The sequence below is a fragment of the Kitasatospora sp. NEAU-69 genome (assembly GCF_057158765.1).
In genome coordinates, this window is the sequence record NZ_JBWXUE010000012.1 from 95,623 (window position 1) to 117,646 (window position 22,024).

Annotated in this window: 17 protein-coding genes; 15 read left to right on the forward strand and 2 right to left on the reverse strand. The window is 69.8% G+C overall.

Annotated features, from left to right (window positions below):
- The first annotated feature begins 121 nt into the window (after nucleotides 1-121).
- From nusG to AC060L_RS16070, 10 genes are all read left to right on the forward strand, one after another.
- Nucleotides 122-1,051 carry a transcription termination/antitermination protein NusG gene (gene nusG, locus AC060L_RS16025; protein ID WP_483799414.1) on the forward strand — a complete coding sequence of 310 codons (930 nt, stop codon included), beginning with the start codon at nucleotides 122-124 and terminating at the stop codon, nucleotides 1,049-1,051.
- Nucleotides 1,052-1,206: 155 nt separating this feature from the next.
- Nucleotides 1,207-1,641 carry a 50S ribosomal protein L11 gene (rplK, locus tag AC060L_RS16030; RefSeq protein ID WP_483799415.1) on the forward strand — a complete coding sequence of 145 codons (435 nt, stop codon included), beginning with the start codon at nucleotides 1,207-1,209 and terminating at the stop codon, nucleotides 1,639-1,641.
- A gap of 72 nt (nucleotides 1,642-1,713) precedes the next feature.
- The gene (rplA, locus tag AC060L_RS16035) at nucleotides 1,714-2,436 is read left to right on the forward strand and encodes a 50S ribosomal protein L1 (RefSeq protein ID WP_483799416.1); all 723 of its coding nucleotides are present in this window, start codon (nucleotides 1,714-1,716) and stop codon (nucleotides 2,434-2,436) included.
- Nucleotides 2,437-2,640: 204 nt separating this feature from the next.
- A complete protein-coding gene (locus AC060L_RS16040) occupies nucleotides 2,641-3,561 on the forward strand; it encodes an SCO4651 family lipoprotein (protein ID WP_483799417.1) in 921 nt (306 codons plus the stop codon).
- Between the two features lie 23 nt (nucleotides 3,562-3,584).
- On the forward strand, nucleotides 3,585-4,535 hold the full coding sequence (locus AC060L_RS16045; protein WP_483799418.1) for an SCO4651 family lipoprotein: 951 nt from the start codon (nucleotides 3,585-3,587) through the stop codon (nucleotides 4,533-4,535).
- Between the two features lie 50 nt (nucleotides 4,536-4,585).
- Nucleotides 4,586-5,485 carry an SCO4651 family lipoprotein gene (locus tag AC060L_RS16050; protein WP_483799419.1) on the forward strand — a complete coding sequence of 300 codons (900 nt, stop codon included), beginning with the start codon at nucleotides 4,586-4,588 and terminating at the stop codon, nucleotides 5,483-5,485.
- Between the two features lie 389 nt (nucleotides 5,486-5,874).
- Nucleotides 5,875-6,438 (forward strand): 50S ribosomal protein L10, encoded by a 564-nt coding sequence (gene rplJ / locus AC060L_RS16055; RefSeq protein WP_483799420.1) that lies wholly within the window; start codon nucleotides 5,875-5,877, stop codon nucleotides 6,436-6,438.
- Between the two features lie 116 nt (nucleotides 6,439-6,554).
- Nucleotides 6,555-6,935: a 50S ribosomal protein L7/L12 gene (gene rplL / locus AC060L_RS16060; protein ID WP_483799421.1), complete on the forward strand. Its 381-nt coding sequence runs from the start codon at nucleotides 6,555-6,557 to the stop codon at nucleotides 6,933-6,935.
- A gap of 772 nt (nucleotides 6,936-7,707) precedes the next feature.
- On the forward strand, nucleotides 7,708-11,184 hold the full coding sequence (gene rpoB, locus AC060L_RS16065; RefSeq protein ID WP_483799422.1) for a DNA-directed RNA polymerase subunit beta: 3,477 nt from the start codon (nucleotides 7,708-7,710) through the stop codon (nucleotides 11,182-11,184).
- A 102-nt stretch (nucleotides 11,185-11,286) separates the two neighbouring features.
- Nucleotides 11,287-15,177 (forward strand): DNA-directed RNA polymerase subunit beta', encoded by a 3,891-nt coding sequence (locus AC060L_RS16070; RefSeq protein ID WP_483799423.1) that lies wholly within the window; start codon nucleotides 11,287-11,289, stop codon nucleotides 15,175-15,177.
- A gap of 78 nt (nucleotides 15,178-15,255) precedes the next feature.
- Here the strand turns inward: AC060L_RS16070 and AC060L_RS16075 are convergent, their stop codons facing one another.
- Both AC060L_RS16075 and AC060L_RS16080 read right to left on the reverse strand, forming a co-directional pair.
- Nucleotides 15,256-15,780, reverse strand: coding sequence for an SRPBCC family protein (locus AC060L_RS16075; RefSeq protein WP_483799424.1), 525 nt, complete (start codon nucleotides 15,778-15,780; stop codon nucleotides 15,256-15,258).
- A complete protein-coding gene (locus AC060L_RS16080; protein WP_483799425.1) occupies nucleotides 15,777-16,286 on the reverse strand; it encodes an RNA polymerase sigma factor in 510 nt (169 codons plus the stop codon). The genes AC060L_RS16075 and AC060L_RS16080 overlap by 4 nt, the downstream gene beginning before the upstream one ends.
- Nucleotides 16,287-16,452: 166 nt before the next feature.
- On the opposite strand from AC060L_RS16080, the gene AC060L_RS16085 reads away from it, so the two are divergent.
- From AC060L_RS16085 to AC060L_RS16105, 5 genes are all read left to right on the forward strand, one after another.
- A complete protein-coding gene (locus AC060L_RS16085; protein ID WP_483799426.1) occupies nucleotides 16,453-16,974 on the forward strand; it encodes a DUF3995 domain-containing protein in 522 nt (173 codons plus the stop codon).
- A 78-nt stretch (nucleotides 16,975-17,052) separates the two neighbouring features.
- Entirely contained in the window at nucleotides 17,053-17,745 is a 693-nt protein-coding gene (locus tag AC060L_RS16090; protein WP_483799427.1) for a DUF4097 family beta strand repeat-containing protein, read from the forward strand.
- A 100-nt stretch (nucleotides 17,746-17,845) separates the two neighbouring features.
- Nucleotides 17,846-19,036: a sensor histidine kinase gene (locus tag AC060L_RS16095; protein ID WP_483799526.1), complete on the forward strand. Its 1,191-nt coding sequence runs from the start codon at nucleotides 17,846-17,848 to the stop codon at nucleotides 19,034-19,036.
- Between the two features lie 8 nt (nucleotides 19,037-19,044).
- Entirely contained in the window at nucleotides 19,045-19,731 is a 687-nt protein-coding gene (locus AC060L_RS16100) for a response regulator (RefSeq protein ID WP_483799428.1), read from the forward strand.
- Nucleotides 19,732-19,885: 154 nt separating this feature from the next.
- Nucleotides 19,886-22,024, forward strand: a complete 2,139-nt coding sequence (locus tag AC060L_RS16105) for an MMPL family transporter (RefSeq protein WP_483799429.1) — start codon at nucleotides 19,886-19,888, stop codon at nucleotides 22,022-22,024.

The window sequence follows — 22,024 nt, forward strand, 5'->3', positions numbered from 1 at the left end:
ACCGTTGACTCGGTACTGTTGATACTTCGAGCCGTGCCACCCGCGCGCCCACCCCGTCCTCGCGGGGCCGGCGGGCTCGGAGCCGTACCATCTCCACACCTCCAGGAAAGAAGCAGCCACCGTGTCTGAGTCCCCCCTGTACGACGCCGACGAGACCGTCCGCGAGGCGGATGCGGATGTCGCCGCCGAGCTGGATGCGGCTGAGGCTGCCGACGTCGAGGCCGACGACATCGACGACGCCGAGCAGATCGCCGACGCCGTGGACAGCGACGAGGACGAGGTCGAGGCGTTCGACGAGGCCGAGGCCGGCGTGCCCGCCGAGCAGGCCGCCGTGCACGAGGTCGGCGACGAGGAGTCGGCCGCCGCCGAGGAGGCCGAGGAGGAGACCGAGGACGAGTTCGCGGCCGCCGAGGCCGCCGAGGTCTTCGAGGAGCCGGCCGAGGACATCGACCCGGTCGCCAAGTTCCGCGAGGAGCTGCGCCACGTCCCCGGCGAGTGGTACGTCATCCACACCTACGCGGGTTACGAGAACCGCGTGAAGCAGAACCTCGAGCAGCGTGCCGTCTCGCTGAACGTCGAGGAGTACATCTTCCAGGCCGAGGTGCCGCAGGAAGAGGTCGTCCAGATCAAGAACGGCGACCGCAAGACGATCCGGCAGAACAAGCTCCCCGGCTACGTGCTGGTGCGCATGGACCTCACCCCGGAGTCCTGGGGCGTCGTGCGCAACACCCCGGGTGTCACCGGCTTCGTCGGCAACGCCTACGACCCGTACCCGCTGACCCTGGACGAGGTCGTCAAGATGCTCGCCCCCGACGTGGAGCGCGCGGCGGCCAAGGAGGCCGGCAAGCCCTCCCCGGTCAAGCCCAGCGAGATCCAGGTCCTCGACTTCGAGGTCGGCGACTCGGTCACCGTCACCGACGGCCCGTTCGCGACGCTGCAGGCGACCATCAACGAGATCAACCCGGACTCGAAGAAGGTCAAGGGCCTGGTCGAGATCTTCGGTCGCGAGACCCCGGTCGAGCTCTCGTTCGACCAGATCCAGAAGAACTGATCCCACAGTCTTCTCGGGGCGGGGCCGCGGCCCCGCCCCGAACCCGTTTTGGCCCAGCGGCGCGTTCGCGTTAGCCTGGTCAGCTGTGTGTACCTGTACCCGGGTGTCGCCCCGGAGTCGTACACACGTCCATCGAAGGAAGGACCCGGAGAGACATGCCTCCCAAGAAGAAGAAGGTCACGGGGCTTATCAAGCTCCAGATCAACGCCGGTGCGGCGAACCCGGCTCCGCCGGTCGGCCCCGCGCTGGGTCAGCACGGCGTCAACATCATGGAGTTCTGCAAGGCCTACAACGCCGCGACCGAGTCGCAGCGTGGCATGGTCGTGCCGGTGGAGATCACGGTCTACGAAGACCGCAGCTTCACCTTCATCACCAAGACCCCGCCGGCCGCGCGCCTCATCCTGAAGGCCGCTGGCATCGAGAAGGGCTCCGGCGAGCCGCACAAGACCAAGGTCGCCAAGCTGACCTCGGCTCAGGTGCGCGAGATCGCCACCACGAAGCTCCCCGACCTGAACGCCAACGACCTGGACGCCGCGGAGAAGATCATCGCGGGTACCGCCCGGTCCATGGGCATCACGGTCGAGGGCTGAGACCCTTCTTTCCCCTGTGGTAGGGCCCGGCGCGGCCCGTAACACCACGACTCCAAGAATTCAGGAGCAGCAGTGAAGCGCAGCAAGGCCCTCAAGGCCGCTGACCTCAAGGTCGACAGCACCCGCCTGTACGGCCCGCTCGAGGCCGTTCGTCTCGCCCGCGAGACGTCCACCACCAAGTTCGACGCGACCGTCGAGGTTGCCATGCGTCTGGGCGTCGACCCGCGCAAGGCCGACCAGATGGTCCGCAGCACCGTCAACCTGCCGCACGGTACCGGTAAGACCGCCCGGGTCCTGGTCTTCGCGACCGGTGACCGTGCCGCGGCTGCGGAGGCTGCTGGCGCCGACATCGTCGGCTCCGACGAGCTCATCGACGAGGTTGCCAAGGGCCGCCTCGACTTCGACGCCGTCGTCGCCACCCCGGACCTCATGGGCAAGGTCGGCCGCCTGGGCCGCGTGCTCGGTCCCCGTGGTCTGATGCCGAACCCGAAGACCGGCACTGTCACCCCGGACGTGGCCAAGGCCGTCACGGACATCAAGGGCGGCAAGATCGAGTTCCGCGTCGACAAGCACTCGAACCTGCACTTCATCATCGGTAAGACCTCCTTCACCGATGAGCAGCTGGTCGAGAACTACGCCGCCGCGCTCGACGAGGTCCTGCGGGCCAAGCCGTCCGCCGCCAAGGGCCGCTACATCAAGAAGACCGCGATCTCGACCACCATGGGCCCCGGTGTCCAGGTGGACCCGAACCGCACCCGCAACCTGCTGGTCGAGGAGGACCCGGCCGCTCTCTGATCTCCGCTGAGATCCGATAGCACCGGCGTCTGACGCACACAGGGCCCGTTCCCCCGCTCGGGGGGACGGGCCCTGTGGCATGTCCGGGGGCGGGTCGGTGGAACCGAAATCGGTTGTGGTGCTGTCACCACTCTCAGCTAGAGTCCGCTGGTCATCTGATGAGATGACAGCTCTGAGAGAACCATGGGGGAGACCGTGCGCACTGTGCGGATCGCATCGGCACTGACCGCCTCGGCGCTGCTCGTCGGCGGCCTGGCCGCCTGCAGCAGCAGTAGCAGCAAGGGCAGCGACAAGCTGCCGGCCGGCGGCAGCGCCGTGAGTGGGGCACCGACCGGCGCGGCGCAGGCCGGCGGGGCGGACGCCGGGAGCAAGGGCGAGTTGCTGGCGGCCGCGGCCGTGATGCAGAAGGCCGGCAGCTCCAAGGTGGACATCAACGACGCCGGCGCCGCGACCGGCAACGGCACCGGCGTCTACGCCTGGGGTGCCAAGCCCGCGATGGACCTCCAGCAGCAGGGCGCCACGGGCATGAAGATCCGGGTGGTCGACGGCAGCGAGTACCTCGGGGTCTCCGGCGCCCAGACCGCCGCGCTCGGCGGCAAGCACTGGGTCAAGCTCGCCGACTCCGGCCCGTCCGGCAGCATGGGGCAGAGCTTCCAGGGGCTGATGCTGCTGACGGACCCGGCCGTCCAGCTCACCGCGGCGGCCCAGAACGGGCAGGTCACCAAGGTCGGCGCGGAGACCGTGAACGGCGCGGCCACCCAGCACTACCACAGCACCACCCCGGTGGACTCGCTGGTCAGCAGCGCCCCGAACCTCTCGGCCGACCAGCGCACCGCGCTGCTGGCCACGCTCAAGCAGAACGGCGGCTCGACCGTCACCCAGGACTTCTGGCTGGACGGTAGCCGCCACCTGGTCCAGCTCAAGGAGACCAGCACCGACGGTGCCTCCCCCGCCACGGGTGCGGACGCCGCCGCCGGCAGCGGCGCGACGGTCACCAAGTTCTCGGACTTCGGCGTCAAGGTCTCCGTCACGGCCCCGCCGGCCAGTGACCAGGCGGACCCGAACGACGCGATGAAGCTGTTCAGCGGCATGGCCGGTCTGAACGGCACCAACGGCACCAACTGAGCAGGTAACGAAGGAACCCCTCGATGACCCCTACCCGTACGCTCGCGGCGGCCGTGGCCGTGCTCGCCCTGGCCGGCACCGCCGCCTGCGGCAGGAACACCGGTCCGGTGGCCGCCAAGCTGCCGTCGGCCACCGCGACGGCGGTAGCCGTGACCCCGACGGCCGCGGCGAGCTCCGCGGCCGCCTCGGCCAGCCCCAGCCAGTCGGCCGCCGCCGCGGACCCCACCGCAGCCCTCCAGCAGGTCATCGCGAAGACCAGCGCGGCCAAGTCGGCCGAGATCTCGGAGACGCTCGACGACGCGAGCGGTACCACCACCGGGCAGGGGGCCTTCGCCTGGGGCAACGGGGGCACGGCCAGCCTGCAACTGCAGCCGCCGGCGTCGGTCACGAGCAAGCTGTCCACCGGCACGGTGGACACGGTCTTCACGGCCGACGCGCTCTACCTGAACCTGCACCTGCCAGCGGCCGTCACCGATCAGCTGGGCGGCCGGCACTGGATCAAGGAGACGTACGCCGACCTGGCCAAGACCCCGGGGGCGCAGGCCGGCGTCAGCACGTTCCATGACGTCCTGGCCAAGGCGGACCCGGCGTCCTCGGTCCGGATGCTGCTCGCCTCCGGCAAGGCGAGCGTGCTGGGCCAGGAGACCATCGACGGCTACCTGACCACGCACTACGCCGGAGACGTGGACGTCACCGACGCCAAGCTGCAGAGCGATCCCGCGATCGGTGACCAGCTGAAGGAGCTCCAGACGCAGGGGGCCGGCACGCTGCACATCGACGTCTGGGTCAACGGCGACCAGCTCCTCTTCAAGAAGGAGGAGACCGCCAAGACCAAGTCCGGCTCGCTGGACGTCGTGATCCGGTACTCGAACTACGGCAACGCCACCCCGGACGGCCCGCCGGACGCCTCGGACACCGCCACCATGGCCGAGTTCCAGGCCCTGGCGAAGGCGCAGCAGCCCGCCGGAACGTGACCAGGACTCCCATGGCACCCTGAAGTGACACCCCGGATCAGGAGGCACGCGTGGCGGGACGGCGGAAGGCAGCGGCCCTGGCGGTCGCCGCCGCGCTGATCGGCGCTCTGGCGGCCTGTGGCGGCGGGGGCGGCAGCGGGGGCAGTGGCGGCGGTGGGGGCGGCGACCGGCCCTCGCCGTCGCCGAGCGCCGCCTCGCCGTCCCCGACCGGGGCCAAGCCGACCGACCGCTCGCCGCGCGGCGTGATGCTCTCCTCGGCGCAGGGGCTGCAGACCGCCCGCCGGGCCAAGCTCAGCTACGCGATGGACAGCCCGGACGGCAAGAGCGACAGCGCCGACGGCGTCCTGTACTGGGCGCCGCGCACGATCATGCAGCTCAAGAAGACCACCCCGGGCGCCACCGACCAGATCATCGTGATGGACACCGTCAGCTACACCGGCGGCGACGCGGCCACCGCGGCCCGGCTCGACGGCAAGCACTGGGAGAAGTCCGACGAGGTGATCGGGCCGGACGGCCGCAAGGAGACCCCGTTCGCCCCGCTGGTGGACGAGCTCAACCCGCTGCTCACGGTGACCGCCGCGGCCGCCGCCGGCGACCTCCAGCTGATCGGCGCCGAGAAGATCACCGACGCCAGCTCGGCCGACCAGGGCGTGGAGCAGGTGGAGCACTACCGGGCCACCGTCTCGGTCGCCGACTACGTGGCCGCCCAGCAGGACCTGCTGACCGCCGACCGCCGCAGTCAGCTCCTCGCCGCGCTCGGCCAGGGCGGCGTGACCACGCTGACGCTCGACCTCTGGCTCAACGACAAGGACCAGCCGGTCCGGCTGCAGCGCAGTGGACAGGGCAGCCAGGGCAATCTCGACCAGGTGATCGACTACAGCGAGTTCGGCGGCCCGCTCGCCGTGCAGGCCCCGGCGGAGAGCGACACCGTGGACGCCGCCGGCCACTGACCAGGTCGAGCAGGTCTCGAATTCGAGAGGTGCTACCTCCCGGTTCGAGGCCTGCTATCTCCCGGATTTGGTAGGCGCCCGGTTCGTCCCGTACGCTGGTCGAAGCCAAAGACCGCTGGTTGTCGCCGTGTGTCCGCAAGGAGACGCGCGACCGAAGGATCTGCGCATCGTCGCAGGCAGCCCGCGCAGGAGTGTTTGGAGCTTTGACTTCCGGTCCCGCGGTTTCACCGTGTGACCGTCGAGGTCTGATCGAGCCCCGTGCGCCTGCCTGCGCACCGGGGCTCTCACTGTTTCTGCAGGGGCTTTCCTTCCAGCCGGTGGTCGAGGCGTAGTAGGTCGACTTGTCCAAGGTCGGCCGACCTCGACATCACGGAAGGAGGCGTAAGCCTATGGCCAGGCCCGACAAGGCTGCTGCCGTCGCGGAGATCACGGAGAAGTTCCGTTCCTCCAACGCGGCCGTGCTGACCGAGTACCGCGGTCTGAGCGTCAAGCAGGTCAAGACTCTGCGTCGCTCGCTGGGTGCCAACGCCCAGTACGCCGTGGTGAAGAACACGCTGACCAAGATTGCGGCCAACGAGGCCGGGATCACGGAGCTCGACGACCAGTTCAACGGTCCGACGGCTGTTGCCTTCGTCACCGGTGACCCGGTGGAGTCGGCAAAGGCTCTGCGTGACTTCGCCAAGGAGAACCCGGCTCTCATCATCAAGGGCGGTGTCCTTGACGGTAAGGCGCTGACCGCCGATGACATCAAGAAGCTCGCGGACCTCGAGTCCCGCGAGGTTCTGCTCGCCAAGCTGGCGGGTGCCCTGAAGGCCAAGCCTTCGCAGGCTGCCGCGGTCTTCCAGGCCCTGCCCTCGAAGCTCGTCCGCACCGTGGACGCGCTGCGCGAGAAGAAGGCCGAGCAGGGCGGTGCCGGTACGCCGGCTCCCGCCGAGGACGCTGCCGCCGAGTAGTCACACCATGCCCCTCCGGGGGCGTGGCGGCGGGAGCTAGCTCCTCGCAGCGGGCCCGCGCCCGCCAACCCCGTACATCCCGGCACCACCTGCCGAATTAGTGGAAGGACGCCATCATGGCGAAGCTGTCTCAGGACGACCTGCTCGCGCAGTTCGAGGAGATGACCCTCATCGAGCTCTCCGAGTTCGTGAAGGCGTTCGAGGAGAAGTTCGACGTCACCGCTGCCGTCGCCGTCGCCGCCGGCCCGGCCGGCCCGGCCGCCGCGGTCGAGGCCGTCGAGGAGCAGGACGAGTTCGACGTCATCCTCGATGGCCCGGGCGACAAGAAGATCCAGGTCATCAAGGAGGTGCGCACCCTGACCTCCCTCGGCCTGAAGGAGGCCAAGGACCTCGTCGACACCGCCGGTGCCGTTGTCCTGGAGAAGGTTGCCAAGGACGTTGCCGAGAAGGCCAAGGCTGCCCTCGAGGCCGCTGGCGCCAAGGTCACCGTCAAGTGACTTTGAGCTCCTAGCGAGTTCTTTTCCGGCCGGGCCGGTCACCCCACGCGGGGTGGCCGGCCCGGCCTGCTTTGTATCCCGGTCAGTCCGGTCGGTCCGATCCGTCCGGTTCGTCCGGCCCGGCCGCTGCGACCCGACCCGGCCCGTTTGTACCGGTTGGTACCTGGCGGAGTACGGACCGGACAGGCTGGCCGAATGTGCCCTCGGCACTGTCGGTGCCGTTGGGTAGGGTGATCATCGTTGTCGGCCCGGTGCCGGCGGGCGGTGGCCGCGAGGCCCCCACCACGGCTTCTGTGGCCCGATCCTGTAACGCCGGGGCCGCTGGAAGCGATGAAGAGCTCGAGGTTCGCGCTTCGGCCGGGCCTTGACGAACGGCACGCGGCGCGCGATTCTCAAGCGTGCCGACACCGCCGAGGCGGTCGGCCGTTAGTTGGAGTGGCCCCGGATGCATAACCGGGTGCCGCGGCGGGAACTGACTCCACGTGAGTCGCGGTGTCGGCCTCCAGGCGAGGTTGGGCACCGTTGTAGTGCGCGGTAGCAGACTTGTAGTGCTCGGTAGCAGTGTGCAACCGAAGGGAGTGTCCGATTCGGTCTCCGAATCAGGACTGGACAGCAGTGTGCCGTTTGGCTACACTGTCCCTTTGCGCTGCCTGTTAGCTGCTCCGTGACTCGTCGCCCGGAGTCGGCGTTGCCCTGACCTGGGGTTTCCCCCTCGGCTTGGCCCGGCCGGTACGCGCGTAGTGAGCTCCGAGCCCTCGGAAGGACCCCCCTCTTGGCCGCGCCGCGCAACGCCTCGAACAATTCCGCCGCATCCACCGCCCCGCTCCGCGTCTCGTTCGCGAAGATCAAGGAGCCCCTTGAGGTCCCGAACCTCCTGGCCCTGCAGACCGAGAGCTTTGACTGGCTGCTCGGCAATGCGGCCTGGAAGTCCCGGGTCGAGGCGGCGCTGGACAGTGGTCAGGACGTCCCCACGAAGTCCGGTCTGGAGGAGATCTTCGAAGAGATCTCCCCGATCGAGGACTTCAGTGGGTCGATGTCGCTGACTTTCCGCGACCACCGTTTCGAGCCGCCGAAGAACTCCATTGACGAGTGCAAGGACCGCGACTTCACGTTCGCGGCCCCGCTCTTCGTCACCGCCGAGTTCACCAACAACGAGACCGGTGAGATCAAGTCTCAGACGGTCTTCATGGGCGACTTCCCGCTCATGACCCACAAGGGCACGTTCGTGATCAACGGCACCGAGCGTGTCGTCGTCTCGCAGCTGGTCCGTTCCCCGGGTGTGTACTTCGACTCCACCCTGGACAAGGTGTCCGACAAGGACATCTACTCCTGCAAGGTCATCCCCTCGCGTGGTGCCTGGCTGGAGATGGAGATCGACAAGCGCGACATGGTCGGTGTCCGCATCGACCGCAAGCGCAAGCAGTCGGTCACCGTGCTCCTCAAGGCGCTCGGCTGGACCAACGAGATGATTCTCGAGGAGTTCGGCGAGTACGAGTCGATGCGCGCCACCCTGGAGAAGGACCACACCCAGGGCCAGGACGACGCGCTGCTGGACATCTACCGCAAGCTGCGTCCGGGCGAGCCGCCGACCCGTGAGGCCGCGCAGACGCTGCTCGAGAACCTCTACTTCAACCCGAAGCGCTACGACCTCGCGAAGGTCGGCCGCTACAAGGTCAACCGGAAGCTGGGCAACGCCGAGTCGCTGGACTCCGGCGTGCTCACCGAGCCCGACATCATCGGTGCGATCAAGTACCTGGTGAAGCTGCACGCGGGCGAGACCGAGTGGCGTGACGACGCCGGCCGCGACATCGTGGTCGAGGTCGACGACATCGACCACTTCGGCAACCGTCGCCTGCGCAACGTCGGCGAGCTCATCCAGAACCAGGTCCGCACGGGTCTGGCTCGTATGGAGCGCGTCGTGCGCGAGCGCATGACGACCCAGGACGTCGAGGCGATCACGCCGCAGACCCTGATCAACATCCGGCCGGTCGTCGCCTCCATCAAGGAGTTCTTCGGCACCAGCCAGCTGTCGCAGTTCATGGACCAGACGAACCCGCTCTCGGGTCTGACCCACAAGCGTCGTCTGTCCGCGCTCGGCCCCGGTGGTCTGTCCCGTGAGCGGGCCGGCTTCGAGGTCCGTGACGTGCACCCCTCGCACTACGGCCGCATGTGCCCGATCGAGACCCCCGAAGGCCCGAACATCGGTCTGATCGGGTCGCTGGCCTCGTACGGCCGGGTGAACGCCTTCGGCTTCATCGAGACCCCGTACCGCAAGGTCGTCGACGGCATCGTCACCGAGCAGGTGGACTACCTGACCGCTGACGAGGAGGACCGCTACGTCATCGCGCAGGCCAACGCGCCGCTGACCGAGGACCTGCACTTCGCCGAGCCGCGTGTCCTGGTCCGCCGCCGTGGCGGCGAGATCGACTACATCCCGGGCACCGAGATCGACTACATGGACGTCTCGCCGCGCCAGATGGTGTCGGTCGCGACCGCCATGATCCCGTTCCTCGAGCACGACGACGCCAACCGCGCGCTCATGGGCTCGAACATGATGCGCCAGGCCGTCCCGCTGCTGCGCAGCGAGGCGCCCGTCGTCGGCACCGGCATGGAGTACCGCTGCGCCGTTGACGCCGCGGACGTCATCACCGCCGAGAAGGCCGGTGTGGTGCAGGAGGTCTCGGCCGACTACGTCACCGTGGCCAACGACGACGGCACGTACAACACGTACCGCGCCGCCAAGTTCACCCGCTCGAACCAGGGCACCGCCTTCAACCAGAAGGTGCTCGTGGACGAGGGCGTCCGGGTCGAGGCCGGCCAGGTGCTGGCCGACGGCCCGTGCACCGACGAGGGCGAGATGGCGCTGGGCAAGAACCTGCTCGTCGCCTTCATGTCCTGGGAGGGTCACAACTACGAGGACGCGATCATCCTGTCGCAGCGCCTCGTGCAGGACGACGTCCTCTCCTCGATCCACATCGAGGAGCACGAGGTCGACGCCCGTGACACCAAGCTGGGCCCGGAGGAGATCACCCGGGACATCCCGAACGTCTCCGAGGAGGTCCTCGCCGACCTCGACGAGCGCGGCATCATCCGCATCGGTGCGGACGTCGTCACCGGCGACATCCTGGTCGGCAAGGTCACGCCCAAGGGTGAGACCGAGCTGACCCCGGAGGAGCGCCTGCTCCGCGCGATCTTCGGTGAGAAGGCCCGTGAGGTCCGCGACACCTCGCTGAAGGTGCCGCACGGTGAGTCCGGCAAGGTCATCGGCGTGCGCGTCTTCGACCGCGAAGAGGGCGACGAGCTGCCCCCGGGCGTGAACCAGCTGGTCCGCGTCTACGTGGCGCAGAAGCGCAAGATCACCAACGGTGACAAGCTCGCCGGCCGTCACGGCAACAAGGGTGTCATCTCCAAGATCCTCCCGGTCGAGGACATGCCGTTCCTCGAGGACGGCACCCCGGTCGACATCATCCTGAACCCGCTGGGTGTCCCGTCCCGAATGAACCCGGGACAGGTCCTGGAGATCCACCTCGGCTGGCTCGCCAAGCAGGGCTGGGACGTCTCCGGCCTCAGCGAGGAGTGGGCCCGCCGCCTCCAGGTGATCGGCGCCGACAAGGTCGAGGGCGGCACCAACCTCGCCACCCCGGTCTTCGACGGCGCCCGCGAGGACGAGATCACCGGCCTGCTGGACCACACCACCCTCACCCGTGACGGTGAGCGCCTGGTGAACTCCACCGGTAAGGCCCGGCTCTTCGACGGCCGCTCCGGCGAGCCGTTCCCGATGCCGGTCTCGGTCGGCTACATGTACATCCTCAAGCTGCACCACCTGGTCGACGACAAGCTGCACGCCCGTTCGACCGGTCCGTACTCGATGATCACCCAGCAGCCGCTCGGTGGTAAGGCGCAGTTCGGTGGTCAGCGCTTCGGTGAGATGGAGGTGTGGGCCCTTGAGGCGTACGGCGCGGCCTACGCGCTGCAGGAGCTCCTCACCATCAAGTCCGACGACGTCCTGGGCCGCGTGAAGGTCTACGAGGCGATCGTCAAGGGCGAGAACATCCCCGAGCCCGGCATTCCCGAGTCCTTCAAGGTCCTCATCAAGGAAATGCAGTCGCTCTGCCTCAACGTTGAGGTGCTGTCCTCGGACGGCTCCAACATCGAGCTGCGGGACTCCGACGAGGATGTCTTCCGCGCAGCCGAGGAGCTCGGTATTGACCTGTCCCGGCGCGAGCCGAGCAGCGTCGAAGAGGTCTGACGGAGGCCGGGTCGGCCGCTGACTCCAGCGGCCGGCCCGCCCCCAGGCCCCCCTCAGACCAGATGAACGACTTTCGACTTACGAAAGAGGGCTTGACGACCAGTGCTTGACGTCAACTTCTTCGACGAGCTCCGCATCGGCCTCGCGACCGCCGACGACATCCGCCAGTGGTCGCACGGCGAGGTCAAGAAGCCGGAGACCATCAACTACCGCACGCTGAAGCCGGAAAAGGACGGCCTTTTCTGCGAGAAGATCTTCGGTCCCACCCGGGACTGGGAGTGCTACTGCGGTAAGTACAAGCGTGTCCGCTTCAAGGGCATCATCTGTGAGCGCTGCGGCGTCGAGGTGACCCGCGCCAAGGTGCGCCGTGAGCGGATGGGCCACATCGAGCTGGCCGCTCCGGTCACCCACATCTGGTACTTCAAGGGTGTGCCGTCCCGCCTGGGCTACCTGCTCGACCTCGCGCCGAAGGACCTCGAGAAGGTCATCTACTTCGCCGCCTACATGATCACCTGGGTCGACGACGAGCGTCGTCAGCGCGACCTGCCGTCGCTGGAGGCGCACGTCTCCGTCGAGCGCCAGCAGATCGAGAACCGCCGCGACTCGGACCTCGAGGCCCGTGCCAAGAAGGCCGAGACCGACCTGGCCGAGCTGGAGGCCGAGGGCGCCAAGGCCGACGTGCGCCGCAAGGTGCGCGAGGGTGCCGAGCGCGAGATGAAGCAGCTGCGCGACCGTGCGCAGCGCGAGCTGGACCGTCTGGACGAGGTCTGGGCCCGCTTCAAGAACCTCAAGGTCCAGGACCTCGAGGGCGACGAGCTGCTCTACCGCGAGCTGCGCGACCGCTTCGGCACGTACTTCTCCGGCTCGATGGGTGCCGCGGCCCTCAAGGACCGCCTGGAGACCTTCGACCTGGCGGAGGAGTCCGAGCGCCTGCGCGAGATCATCCGCACCGGCAAGGGCCAGAAGAAGACCCGTGCGCTCAAGCGCCTCAAGGTCGTCTCCGCGTTCCTGCAGACCACCAACAAGCCCAACGGCATGGTGCTGGACTGCGTCCCGGTCATCCCGCCGGACCTGCGTCCGATGGTGCAGCTGGACGGTGGCCGCTTCGCGACCTCCGACCTGAACGACCTGTACCGCCGCGTGATCAACCGCAACAACCGCCTGAAGCGGCTTCTCGACCTCGGCGCGCCCGAGATCATCGTGAACAACGAGAAGCGCATGCTCCAGGAGGCGGTCGACGCCCTCTTCGACAACGGCCGTCGTGGTCGCCCGGTCACGGGCCCCGGCAACCGTCCGCTGAAGTCCCTCAGCGACATGCTGAAGGGCAAGCAGGGTCGTTTCCGTCAGAACCTGCTCGGCAAGCGCGTCGACTACTCGGCCCGTTCGGTCATCGTCGTCGGCCCGCAGCTCAAGCTGCACCAGTGTGGTCTGCCCAAGGCCATGGCACTGGAGCTCTTCAAGCCGTTCGTGATGAAGCGCCTGGTCGACCTCAACCACGCGCAGAACATCAAGTCGGCCAAGCGCATGGTCGAGCGCGCCCGCCCGGTCGTCTGGGACGTCCTCGAAGAGGTCATCGCCGAGCACCCGGTGCTGCTGAACCGTGCACCCACCCTGCACCGCCTCGGCATCCAGGCCTTCGAGCCGCAGCTGGTCGAGGGCAAGGCCATCCAGATCCACCCGCTCGTCTGCACCGCGTTCAACGCGGACTTCGACGGTGACCAGATGGCCGTCCACCTGCCGCTCTCCGCGGAGGCGCAGGCCGAGGCCCGCATCCTGATGCTGTCCTCGAACAACATCCTGAAGCCGGCCGACGGTCGCCCCGTCACCATGCCGACCCAGGACATGGTGCTCGGTCTCTTCTTCCTGACCTCGGACCGGGACGAGGTGAGGGGCGGTGGCCGTTCCTTCTCCTCCACCGCCGAGGCGATCATGGCCTTCGACGCCCGCGAGCTGGACGTCCAGGCCCCGATCGACCTGCGCCTGCCGATCGGCACCGTGCCGCCCCGCGGCTGGACCGCGCCGGTGGACGAGGACGGTCAGTCGTCCTGGTTCGAGGGCGAGTCCTTCCGCCTGCGCACCACCCTGGGCCGCGCGCTCTTCAACGAGCTGCTGCCCGAGGACTACCCGTTCGTTGACTACGAGGTGGGCAAGAAGCAGCTCTCCGCGATCGTCAACGACCTGGCGGAGCGCTACCCCAAGGTCATCGTCGCGGCGACGCTGGACAACCTGAAGGCGGCCGGCTTCCACTGGTCGACCCGTTCGGGCGTCACCGTCTCGATCTCGGACGTCGTCGTGCCGCCGAGCAAGCCGCAGATTCTCGAGGGCTACGAGGCTCAGGCCGAGAAGGTCCAGAAGAACTACGAGCGCGGTCTGATGACCAACGACGAGCGCAAGCAGGAAATGGTCAACATCTGGACCAAGGCGACCAACGAGGTTGCCGAGGCCATGAACGCGAACTTCCCGAAGACGAACCCCATCTTCATGATGGTCGACTCGGGTGCTCGTGGAAACATGATGCAGATGCGTCAGATCGCCGGTATGCGTGGTCTGGTGTCGAACGCCAAGAACGAGACCATCCCGCGACCCATCAAGGCGTCGTTCCGTGAGGGTCTGTCCGTGCTGGAGTACTTCATCTCCACCCACGGTGCCCGTAAGGGTCTGGCCGACACCGCGCTGCGTACCGCCGACTCGGGTTACCTGACCCGTCGTCTGGTGGACGTCTCGCAGGACGTGATCATCCGCGAGGAGGACTGTGGCACCGAGCGCGGTCTGAAGCTGGCGATCGGCACGGTCGACAACGGCGTCCTGCGCAAGACGGACGACGTCGAGACCAGCGTCTACGCCCGCATGCTGGCCGAGGACATCACGGTCGACGGCAAGCTCATCGCGACCGCGAACACCGACCTCGGTGACGTGCTGATCGACGAGCTGATCCGCCACGGCATCAGCGAGGTCAAGACCCGCTCGATCCTGACCTGTGAGTCCGCCGTCGGCACCTGCGCCATGTGCTACGGCCGCTCGCTGGCCACCGGCAAGCTGGTCGACATCGGTGAGGCGGTCGGCATCATCGCCGCCCAGTCCATCGGTGAGCCCGGTACCCAGCTGACGATGCGTACCTTCCACACCGGTGGTGTGGCCGGTGACGACATCACCCAGGGTCTGCCCCGTGTCGTCGAGCTCTTCGAGGCCCGTACCCCCAAGGGTGTGGCCCCGATCTCGGAGGCGCAGGGCCGGGTCCGGATCGAGGACACCGAGAAGACCCGCAAGATCGTCATCACCCCGGACGACGGCACCGACGAGATCAGCTACCCGGTCTCCAAGCGTGTCAAGCTCATGGTGAGCGAGGGCGAGGCGGTCGAGGTCGGCCAGAAGCTGACCATGGGTGCCACGAACCCGCACGACGTGCTGCGGATCATGGGCCAGCGTGCCGTCCAGATCCACCTGGTCGCCGAGGTCCAGAAGGTCTACAACTCGCAGGGTGTGTCGATCCACGACAAGCACATCGAGATCATCATCCGGCAGATGCTCCGCCGCGTGACGATCATCGAGTCGGGCGACGCCGAGCTGCTCCCGGGCGAGCTCGTCGAGCGCGGCCGCTTCGAGACCGAGAACCGTCGCGTGGTCTCCGAGGGCGGTCACCCCGCCTCCGGCCGTCCGCAGCTGATGGGTATCACCAAGGCCTCGCTGGCCACCGAGTCCTGGCTGTCGGCCGCCTCCTTCCAGGAGACGACCCGGGTGCTCACCGACGCGGCGATCCACGCCAAGTCGGACCCGCTGCTGGGCCTCAAGGAGAACGTCATCCTCGGTAAGCTCATCCCGGCCGGTACGGGTCTGCCCCGTTACCGCAACATCCGGGTCGAGCCCACCGAAGAGGCCAAGGCCGCGATGTACTCGGCCGTCGGCTACGACGACTACGACCTGTCGCCCTTCGGCGCCGGCTCCGGCCAGGCCGTCCCGCTGGACGACTACGACTACGGCCCGTACACCGGCTGAGTCACCGCTTGACCGCATGAAGCCGCTGGGCGGCCACCCTCCGGGGTGGCCGCCCAGCGGCTTTTCCGTGCGCTCCCGTCACTCCCGCAGCAACGCCGCGAACCGCGCCAGCGGGTCGCCGGTGAACGGGCGCAGCAGTGGCGCGAGGCAGCGGGCACCGGGGAAGCGCAGGCCGCCGAGGAAGGCGAAGCGGGTGGCGTCGGCGCCCTCCGGACGGGCGGCCATGCCGCCGAGCACGAAGCGGCTCTGCATCAGGCACCAGCCGGGGGCGAGGTCGATCGCGAAGGTGGTGCGCAGCCGGGAGTGGCCGTGGATCCGGGCCCGCAGCAGGCCGTCCGGCGCCGGTTCGGTGAGGCGGACGGTGCGCACGTCCGGGATCCACAGCGGCATGGTGCGTTCCAGGTCCCGGGCGACGGACCAGACCTGCTCGAACGGCGCCTCGATCACCGTCTCGCCGACCCGGGCGGCACCCGGCGCGGTGGCGGCGATCACGTGCAGGCGCCGGACCGGGTCGAAGTCCGCGACCGGCCAGGCGCCGTCGTGCTGCTGCTCGTGCTGCCGGCCCTGCTGCTCGCTCTGCCGCTCGTTCTGCCGCTCGGTCATTGCTGCCACGCCTTTCGGAAGCTGAGTCGGGCCCGGGAGAGCCGGGATTTCACGGTGCCCGGAGCGACCGCGAGGAGCTCGGCGGTCTGTCGTTCGTCCAGGCCCTCCAGATCCCGCAGCAGCAGCACGGCGCGGTGCTCGGGGGAGAGGCGCTCCAGCACGTCGCGGATGTCCGTGGCGAGCTGCGGGTCACCGGGGGCCGGCAGCTCGGTCAGCTCGGCGGGCCGGAACCGGGATGCCCGGGCGGCGTGCCGCACCGCCTCGCGCACCGCGATGGCGCGGACCCAGCCGAACAGCGCGGCCGGCTCGTCGAGCTGGCGCAGCTTGCGGAAGACCGCGATCAGCGCCTCCTGCGCCGCGTCCGCGCCGTCGTCGAGCGCGATCGGGCCGCAGAGCCGGCGGACGTACGGGCTGATCAGGTCGAGCAGCCGGGAGACCGCGAGCTGGTCGCCGCGCTGGGCGGCGCGGACCAGCGCGGCGAGGTCGGGCGGCGGTTGCTCCTGCAAGGCGGTCTCCGTCACTAGAGAGCGGGCCCAGGAGGGAGGGGCCGAACGGGCAGAAGGTTCCCAGCGGATTCCGGGCCGGCGCAGTGGCGCTCGTCACAGGAACGGATCGCCGGGCCGGCCGCTCCTCGGGGCGTCCAGATCTTCCGACACCCCATGAGGTGATGACATGACGTCAGTCAGCAGCGCCGGTTCGGCCAAGGCGGTTGCCGCCGTCCTGGCGGTCGACGGCCTGATCCACGCGTACTGGGCGACCGGGCGCACCTGGCCGGTGCGCGACGATGCCCGGCTCTCCCACCTGGTGCTGAACATGCAGGTGCCGTTCACTCCGCAGGGCCTGATCCCGCTCTCCGGCCTGCTCTTCTCCGCCTCCGCGCTGGTCCTGGTCCGGGCCGGCCGGCTGCCCGCGCTCGGCCGGCTGCTGCCCTCGGCGCTGCCGCGCTGGGGGAGCCGGGCGGTGGCCGGCGGGCTGCTGGCCCGGGGCGCGGTGGGGCTGGTCTGGGTGACCGGGACCGGTGCGGATCCGCGGGACGCCTTCTACTGGCTCAATCTGCTGCTCTACACCCCGCTCTGCCTGCTGCTCGGCCGGGCCGCCTGGCAGGTCGCGGACGTTCCGTCGGGCCTGCGTGGGGTCGGCCGCGCGGTCGGCTCCCTCGTACGGGGGAGGCGGCTGAACCGCTCGGGCGGGTGATCCGGGGGAGGGGTGGCGGCGGGCAGGCTCTGGGGTGTCGGTTCGGAGCGTCCGGGCCACCGCCCGAGGGGACCTCAGATGAACCAGCGCCTGGCCCGCCTGCTCACGTACACCGCGATCACCGGCGCCATCACGTTCGGGATGTCCGGCTGCTTCCTGGGCGACGACGACCAGCACGACCTCGTCCGGTACGGGATCGAGCAGCCGGTGCACACGCTCGTCGTGCAGGGCCGGACCGGGGACATCCGGGTGGTCGGCGCGGGCAGTGCGGTGAGCGTGATCGAGCACCAGAACTACCGGAGCAAGCCGCCCGCCTCGACCCACGCCGTCTCGTCCGACGGCACGCTCACGCTCACCTACAGCTGCCCCGACCAGGACTGCGGCGTCGGCTACGAGGTGGACGTCCCGGCCGGCACGGTGGTCAGGGTCAGCGCGGGCACCGGCTCGGTGCACCTGGACGGGCTGACCGCCGGGGTGACGGCCGACACCGGCACCGGGAACGTGGAGGCGGTCCGGCTCGGCGCGGCGACGGCCGAGCTGAGCTCGTCCACCGGCGACGTCACGGCCGGCTTCAGCGCCGCGCCCGGTTCGGTGACGGCCCGCACCTCGACCGGCAACGTCACCGTGAAGGTCCCGGACGGGCTCGGCTACGCCGTGCGGACCAAGGCCGACACCGGCGGCGCGAAGGTGACCGTCCGGCAGGACCCCACGGCTCCCCGCGTGATCGACGCGGAGACGGACACCGGCAACCTCACCATCACCCGTGCCTGAGCCGGGCAGGCTGCCGCGGACGGGCCCGCGACCGGCGTTCGACCTGCTCAGCGCGGGCGGTAGGCTCCCCCGGGACGCGGAGGGGGCGGACGTGGAGGTCATGAAGCGCTGGCAGGGCCGGCTGGCCGACCAGGGGCGGCGGGTGCAGCGGCGGTTCGGCGGGATCAACCCGTACGTCACGGACACCGTGATCGCGCTCGTCTCGGCAGCGATCTCGCTCTGGGCGGTCTACAACGACGACACGCACTGGCCGGTCTGGACGTACCTGCTGGCCGGCGGCTGTTCGCTGCCGCTGCCGTGGCGCCGCCGGGCGCCGTTCGCGGTCTTCTGGATCTCCGGCCTGCTCTCGATCGCCCTCGGCGTGCTCGCGCACTCGGCGCAGCCGCAGATCGCGCTCTTCGGCATCGTGATCATCTACACCGTCGCCGACCTGGGGCGGGACTGGCAGCGCTGGCTGATGCTGGCGATCCTGGTGCCGTCCAGCATCCTGGGCACCCACTCGCCGAACGGGATGATCTTCAGCGAGCTCACCGGGATCGGCTCCTTCGTGCTCGGCTCCGCGGTGCGCGAGCTGCGCCGGCTCGCCCGCGCCGAGGCCGACCGGGCCAGGGAGACCGGGCAGCGGGCGGCCAGTGACGCGGCCCGCGCGGTCGCCGAGGAGCGGGCCCGGATCGCCCGCGAGATGCACGACATCCTGGCGCACGCCGTCTCGCTGATGGTGATCCACGCCGAGGCCGGCCCGGTCGTGGTGCACAGCCACCCGGAGAAGGCGATCAAGGCCTTCGACACCATCGCCGACTCCGGCCGTGACGCGATGGTGCAGCTGCGCCGGGTGCTCGGCGTGCTCAAGGAGGAGGGCGCCGGGCCCGAGCTGGCACCGCAGCCGAGGCTGGTGGAGCTGTCGGCGGTCGCCGAGCGGGTCCGCCAGGCCGGTGTCGCCGTCGAGCTGGAGCTGCCGCAGGCCGGCCGGGCGCTGCCCGCCGACGTCGAGGCGGCCGCCTACCGGATCGTCCAGGAGGCGCTGACCAACATCGTCAAGCACTCCGGCGCGGACGCCGTGGAGGTGCGGATCGCCGAGCTGGACCAGGCGCTGGAGCTGGCGGTCAGCGACAACGGGCGCGGCCTCGGGGACGTGTCGGGCACCGTCAGCGGCTTCTCCGGCGGGCGCGGGCTGGTCGGCATCCGGGAGCGCGCGGCCGCCTGCGGTGGCCGGGCCGCGGCCGGCCCCGGGCCGGACGGCCGTGGGTTCGTGGTGACCGCCCGGCTGCCGCTGGGCGCGGGAAGTCTGTGAGGGGAAGCATGTCGATTCGCGTAGTGGTGGCCGATGACCAGGAGCTGGTCCGGGCCGGGTTCGGGATGATCCTGGACGCGCAGCCGGACATCGAGGTGGTCGCCGAGGCCTGCAACGGCCTGGAGGCCGTCGCGGCGGTCGCCGAACACCGCCCGGACGTCCTGCTGCTGGACGTCCGGATGCCCGAGATGGACGGCCTGGAGGCGGCCCGCCGGGTCTGCGCTGAGTACCCCGAGACCAGGGTGATCATGCTGACCACCTTCGACATCGACGACTACGTCTACGACGCGCTGTACGCGGGGGCCAGCGGGTTCCTGCTCAAGGACGTCCGCCGGGACGACCTCGCGCACGGCGTGCGGCTGGTCGCCGGCGGTGAGGCACTGCTTGCGCCGTCCGTCACCAAGCGGCTGATCAGCGAGTTCTCCGCGCGCCGCCCGGTCGGCGCGGCGAGTGCCACGGGGGCCGTCCGGGCGCCGTCCAAGCTGCTGGAGCAGCTGACGGTCCGCGAGCAGGAGACGCTGCGCCTGTTGGCGCGCGGGTTCTCCAACGCCGAGATCGCGGCCGAGCTGGTGGTCAGCGAACACACCGTCAAGAGCCATGTCAGCAACGTGCTGAGCAAGCTCCAGCTGCGCGACCGGGTGCACGCGGTGGTCTTCGCCTACGAGGCGGGCGCCGTGGTGGCCGGCGAGTCCTGACGGCGGCTCGACGCGCCCGCTCGAGTCCGTACCGCCCGGCCGTTCCCCCTCGCGGGGGAGCGGCCGTCCCGTTTGATCACCCGCGTGGGGGAGGGTGCGGGACCGCTCCGCCGGGCGATCCGCGATGAGGGCCGCGGCCGCGAGAGTACTGCCCATGACCTCCTTGATCGCTCGCCTCACCACCCGCCACCCGATCGCCGTGCTACTCGGCTGGATCGTGGTGATCCTGCTCGGCTTCGGCCTCAGCGGCATCAGCGCCACCCGGATGACCGGCTCGGTCAGCTCCGTGCCCGGCAGCGAGTCGCACCGGGTCGGCGAACACCTCGACCGCACCGACCAGTCGGGCGGCACGATCAGCGCGGTGCTCTCCGGCCAGGACGTCACCGACCCGGCCTTCAGAGCCCAGATCGCCGCCGCGGTGCACGACCTGGGCGCGATACCCGGCGTCGCTCCGGTGCCCGATCCGTACCGCCGGGGCGGCGGAGTGTCGGTGGACCACCAGGCGCTGATCTTCCCGGTCACGCTCGCCGCCGGCCTGACCGACGACGCGCAGCAGAACGCCCAGGACGCCGCCGAGGCCCGGCTGCGGCAGCTGCACGCCACCCACCTGCAGGTCAGCGGCGGCCCGCTGCTCTCCCAGCAGATGAACGAGGCGGGCAAGAAGGGCGTGGGCCGGGCCGAGATCATCTCGCTGCCGCTGGTGCTGGTGCTCTGCCTGCTGGTCTTCGGCGGGCTGCTCGCCGCCGGCCTGCCGATCCTGGTCGCGTTCTGCGGGATCGCCGGCACCTTCCTGACGCTGCTGGTGGTCAGCGAGTTCACCGAGATCAGCGCCTCCTCGCTGCAGGTCACCACGATGCTGGGCCTGGGCCTGGCGATCGACTACGCGCTGCTGGTGATCAACCGGTTCCGCGAGGAGCGCCGGTACACGTCGGACCGGGTGCTCGCCGTCACCCGCACCGTGCACGCCGCCGGCCGTACCGTCTTCTTCTCCGGCCTCACCGTCGCGGTCTGCCTCTGCGGCCTGCTCGCCTTCGACAGCCCGTTCCTGCGCAGCATGGGCCTGGCCGCAAGCTCCGTCGTGCTGATCGACATGGCCGCCGCGCTCACCCTGGTCCCGGCGCTGCTCGTGCGGTTCGGCCACCGGCTGCGGCTGCGCGAGCCGAAGCCCACCGCCGGGCGCACCTTCGCCCGGATCGCCGCGGTGGCCACCGCCCGCCCGCTGGTCGTCGCCGTCACCCTCACCGCGGCCCTCGCCGCCCTCGCCCTCCCGCTGGCCGGCCTGCGCACCACCTCCGGCGACGCCCGCTACCTGCCCGCCGGTTCGGACGGCCGGCTCGCCTACCAGACCGTCCGCACGCACTACCCCGAGCTCTCCACCGCCGACCCGATCGACGTGCTGCTGACCGGCCACGGCCCGGCCGAGGACGCGTTCACCGCACGGGCCCGGACCCTGCCGCAGGTCTCGGCCGCCACCGTCTCGACCCTGTCGGACGGCACCACCGAGCTCCAGCTGACCCCGAAGGTCAGCAGCGACGGCCCGCAGGCGCTCGCCCTGGTGCACACGCTGCGCGCCGCGGAGCACGGCGGGGATATCCAGGTCGGCGGCACCGCCGCCCGGGTCGCCGACTTCCAGCAGATGCTCGCCGACGGGCTGCCCGGTGCGCTCGCGATCGTGGTCGGCGGCATCCTGCTGCTGCTCTTCGCCTTCACCGGCTCGCTGCTGATCCCGGTCAAGACCGTGCTCTCCACCGCGCTGTCGCTGGGCGCCGCGATGGGCATCACCAAGCTGGTCTTCCAGGACGGCCACGGCGCGACGCTGCTCGGCGGCCAGGGCATGGGCGCGCTCGACCTGGTCGCGCTGCCGCTGATCGCCGCGATCGCCTTCGGCCTCGCGATGGACTACGAGATCTTCATCCTGGCCCGGGTCCGCGAGGAGTGGCTGCGCACCGGTGACGCGAAGGCCGCCGTCAGCACCGGCCTGTCGCAGACCGGACGGATCGTCACCAGCGCCGCCGCACTGATCCTGATCGTCTTCGCCGCCTTCATGACCAGCGGCTTCGGCCAGATCCTGCAGATCGGCCTCGGCCTGAGCCTGGCGGTGCTGATCGACGCGACGGTGGTCCGGATGCTGCTGGTGCCGGCCACCATGGCCCTGCTCGGCCGCACCGCCTGGTGGGCCCCGGCCCCGCTGGCCCGGCTGCACGCACGCTACGGGCTGCGCGAGGAGGCCGTGGCGGAGCCGGCCGCCGCATCGGTCTCGACGCCCGGTTCGGCGCAGGCGGTGCCGGCCTGA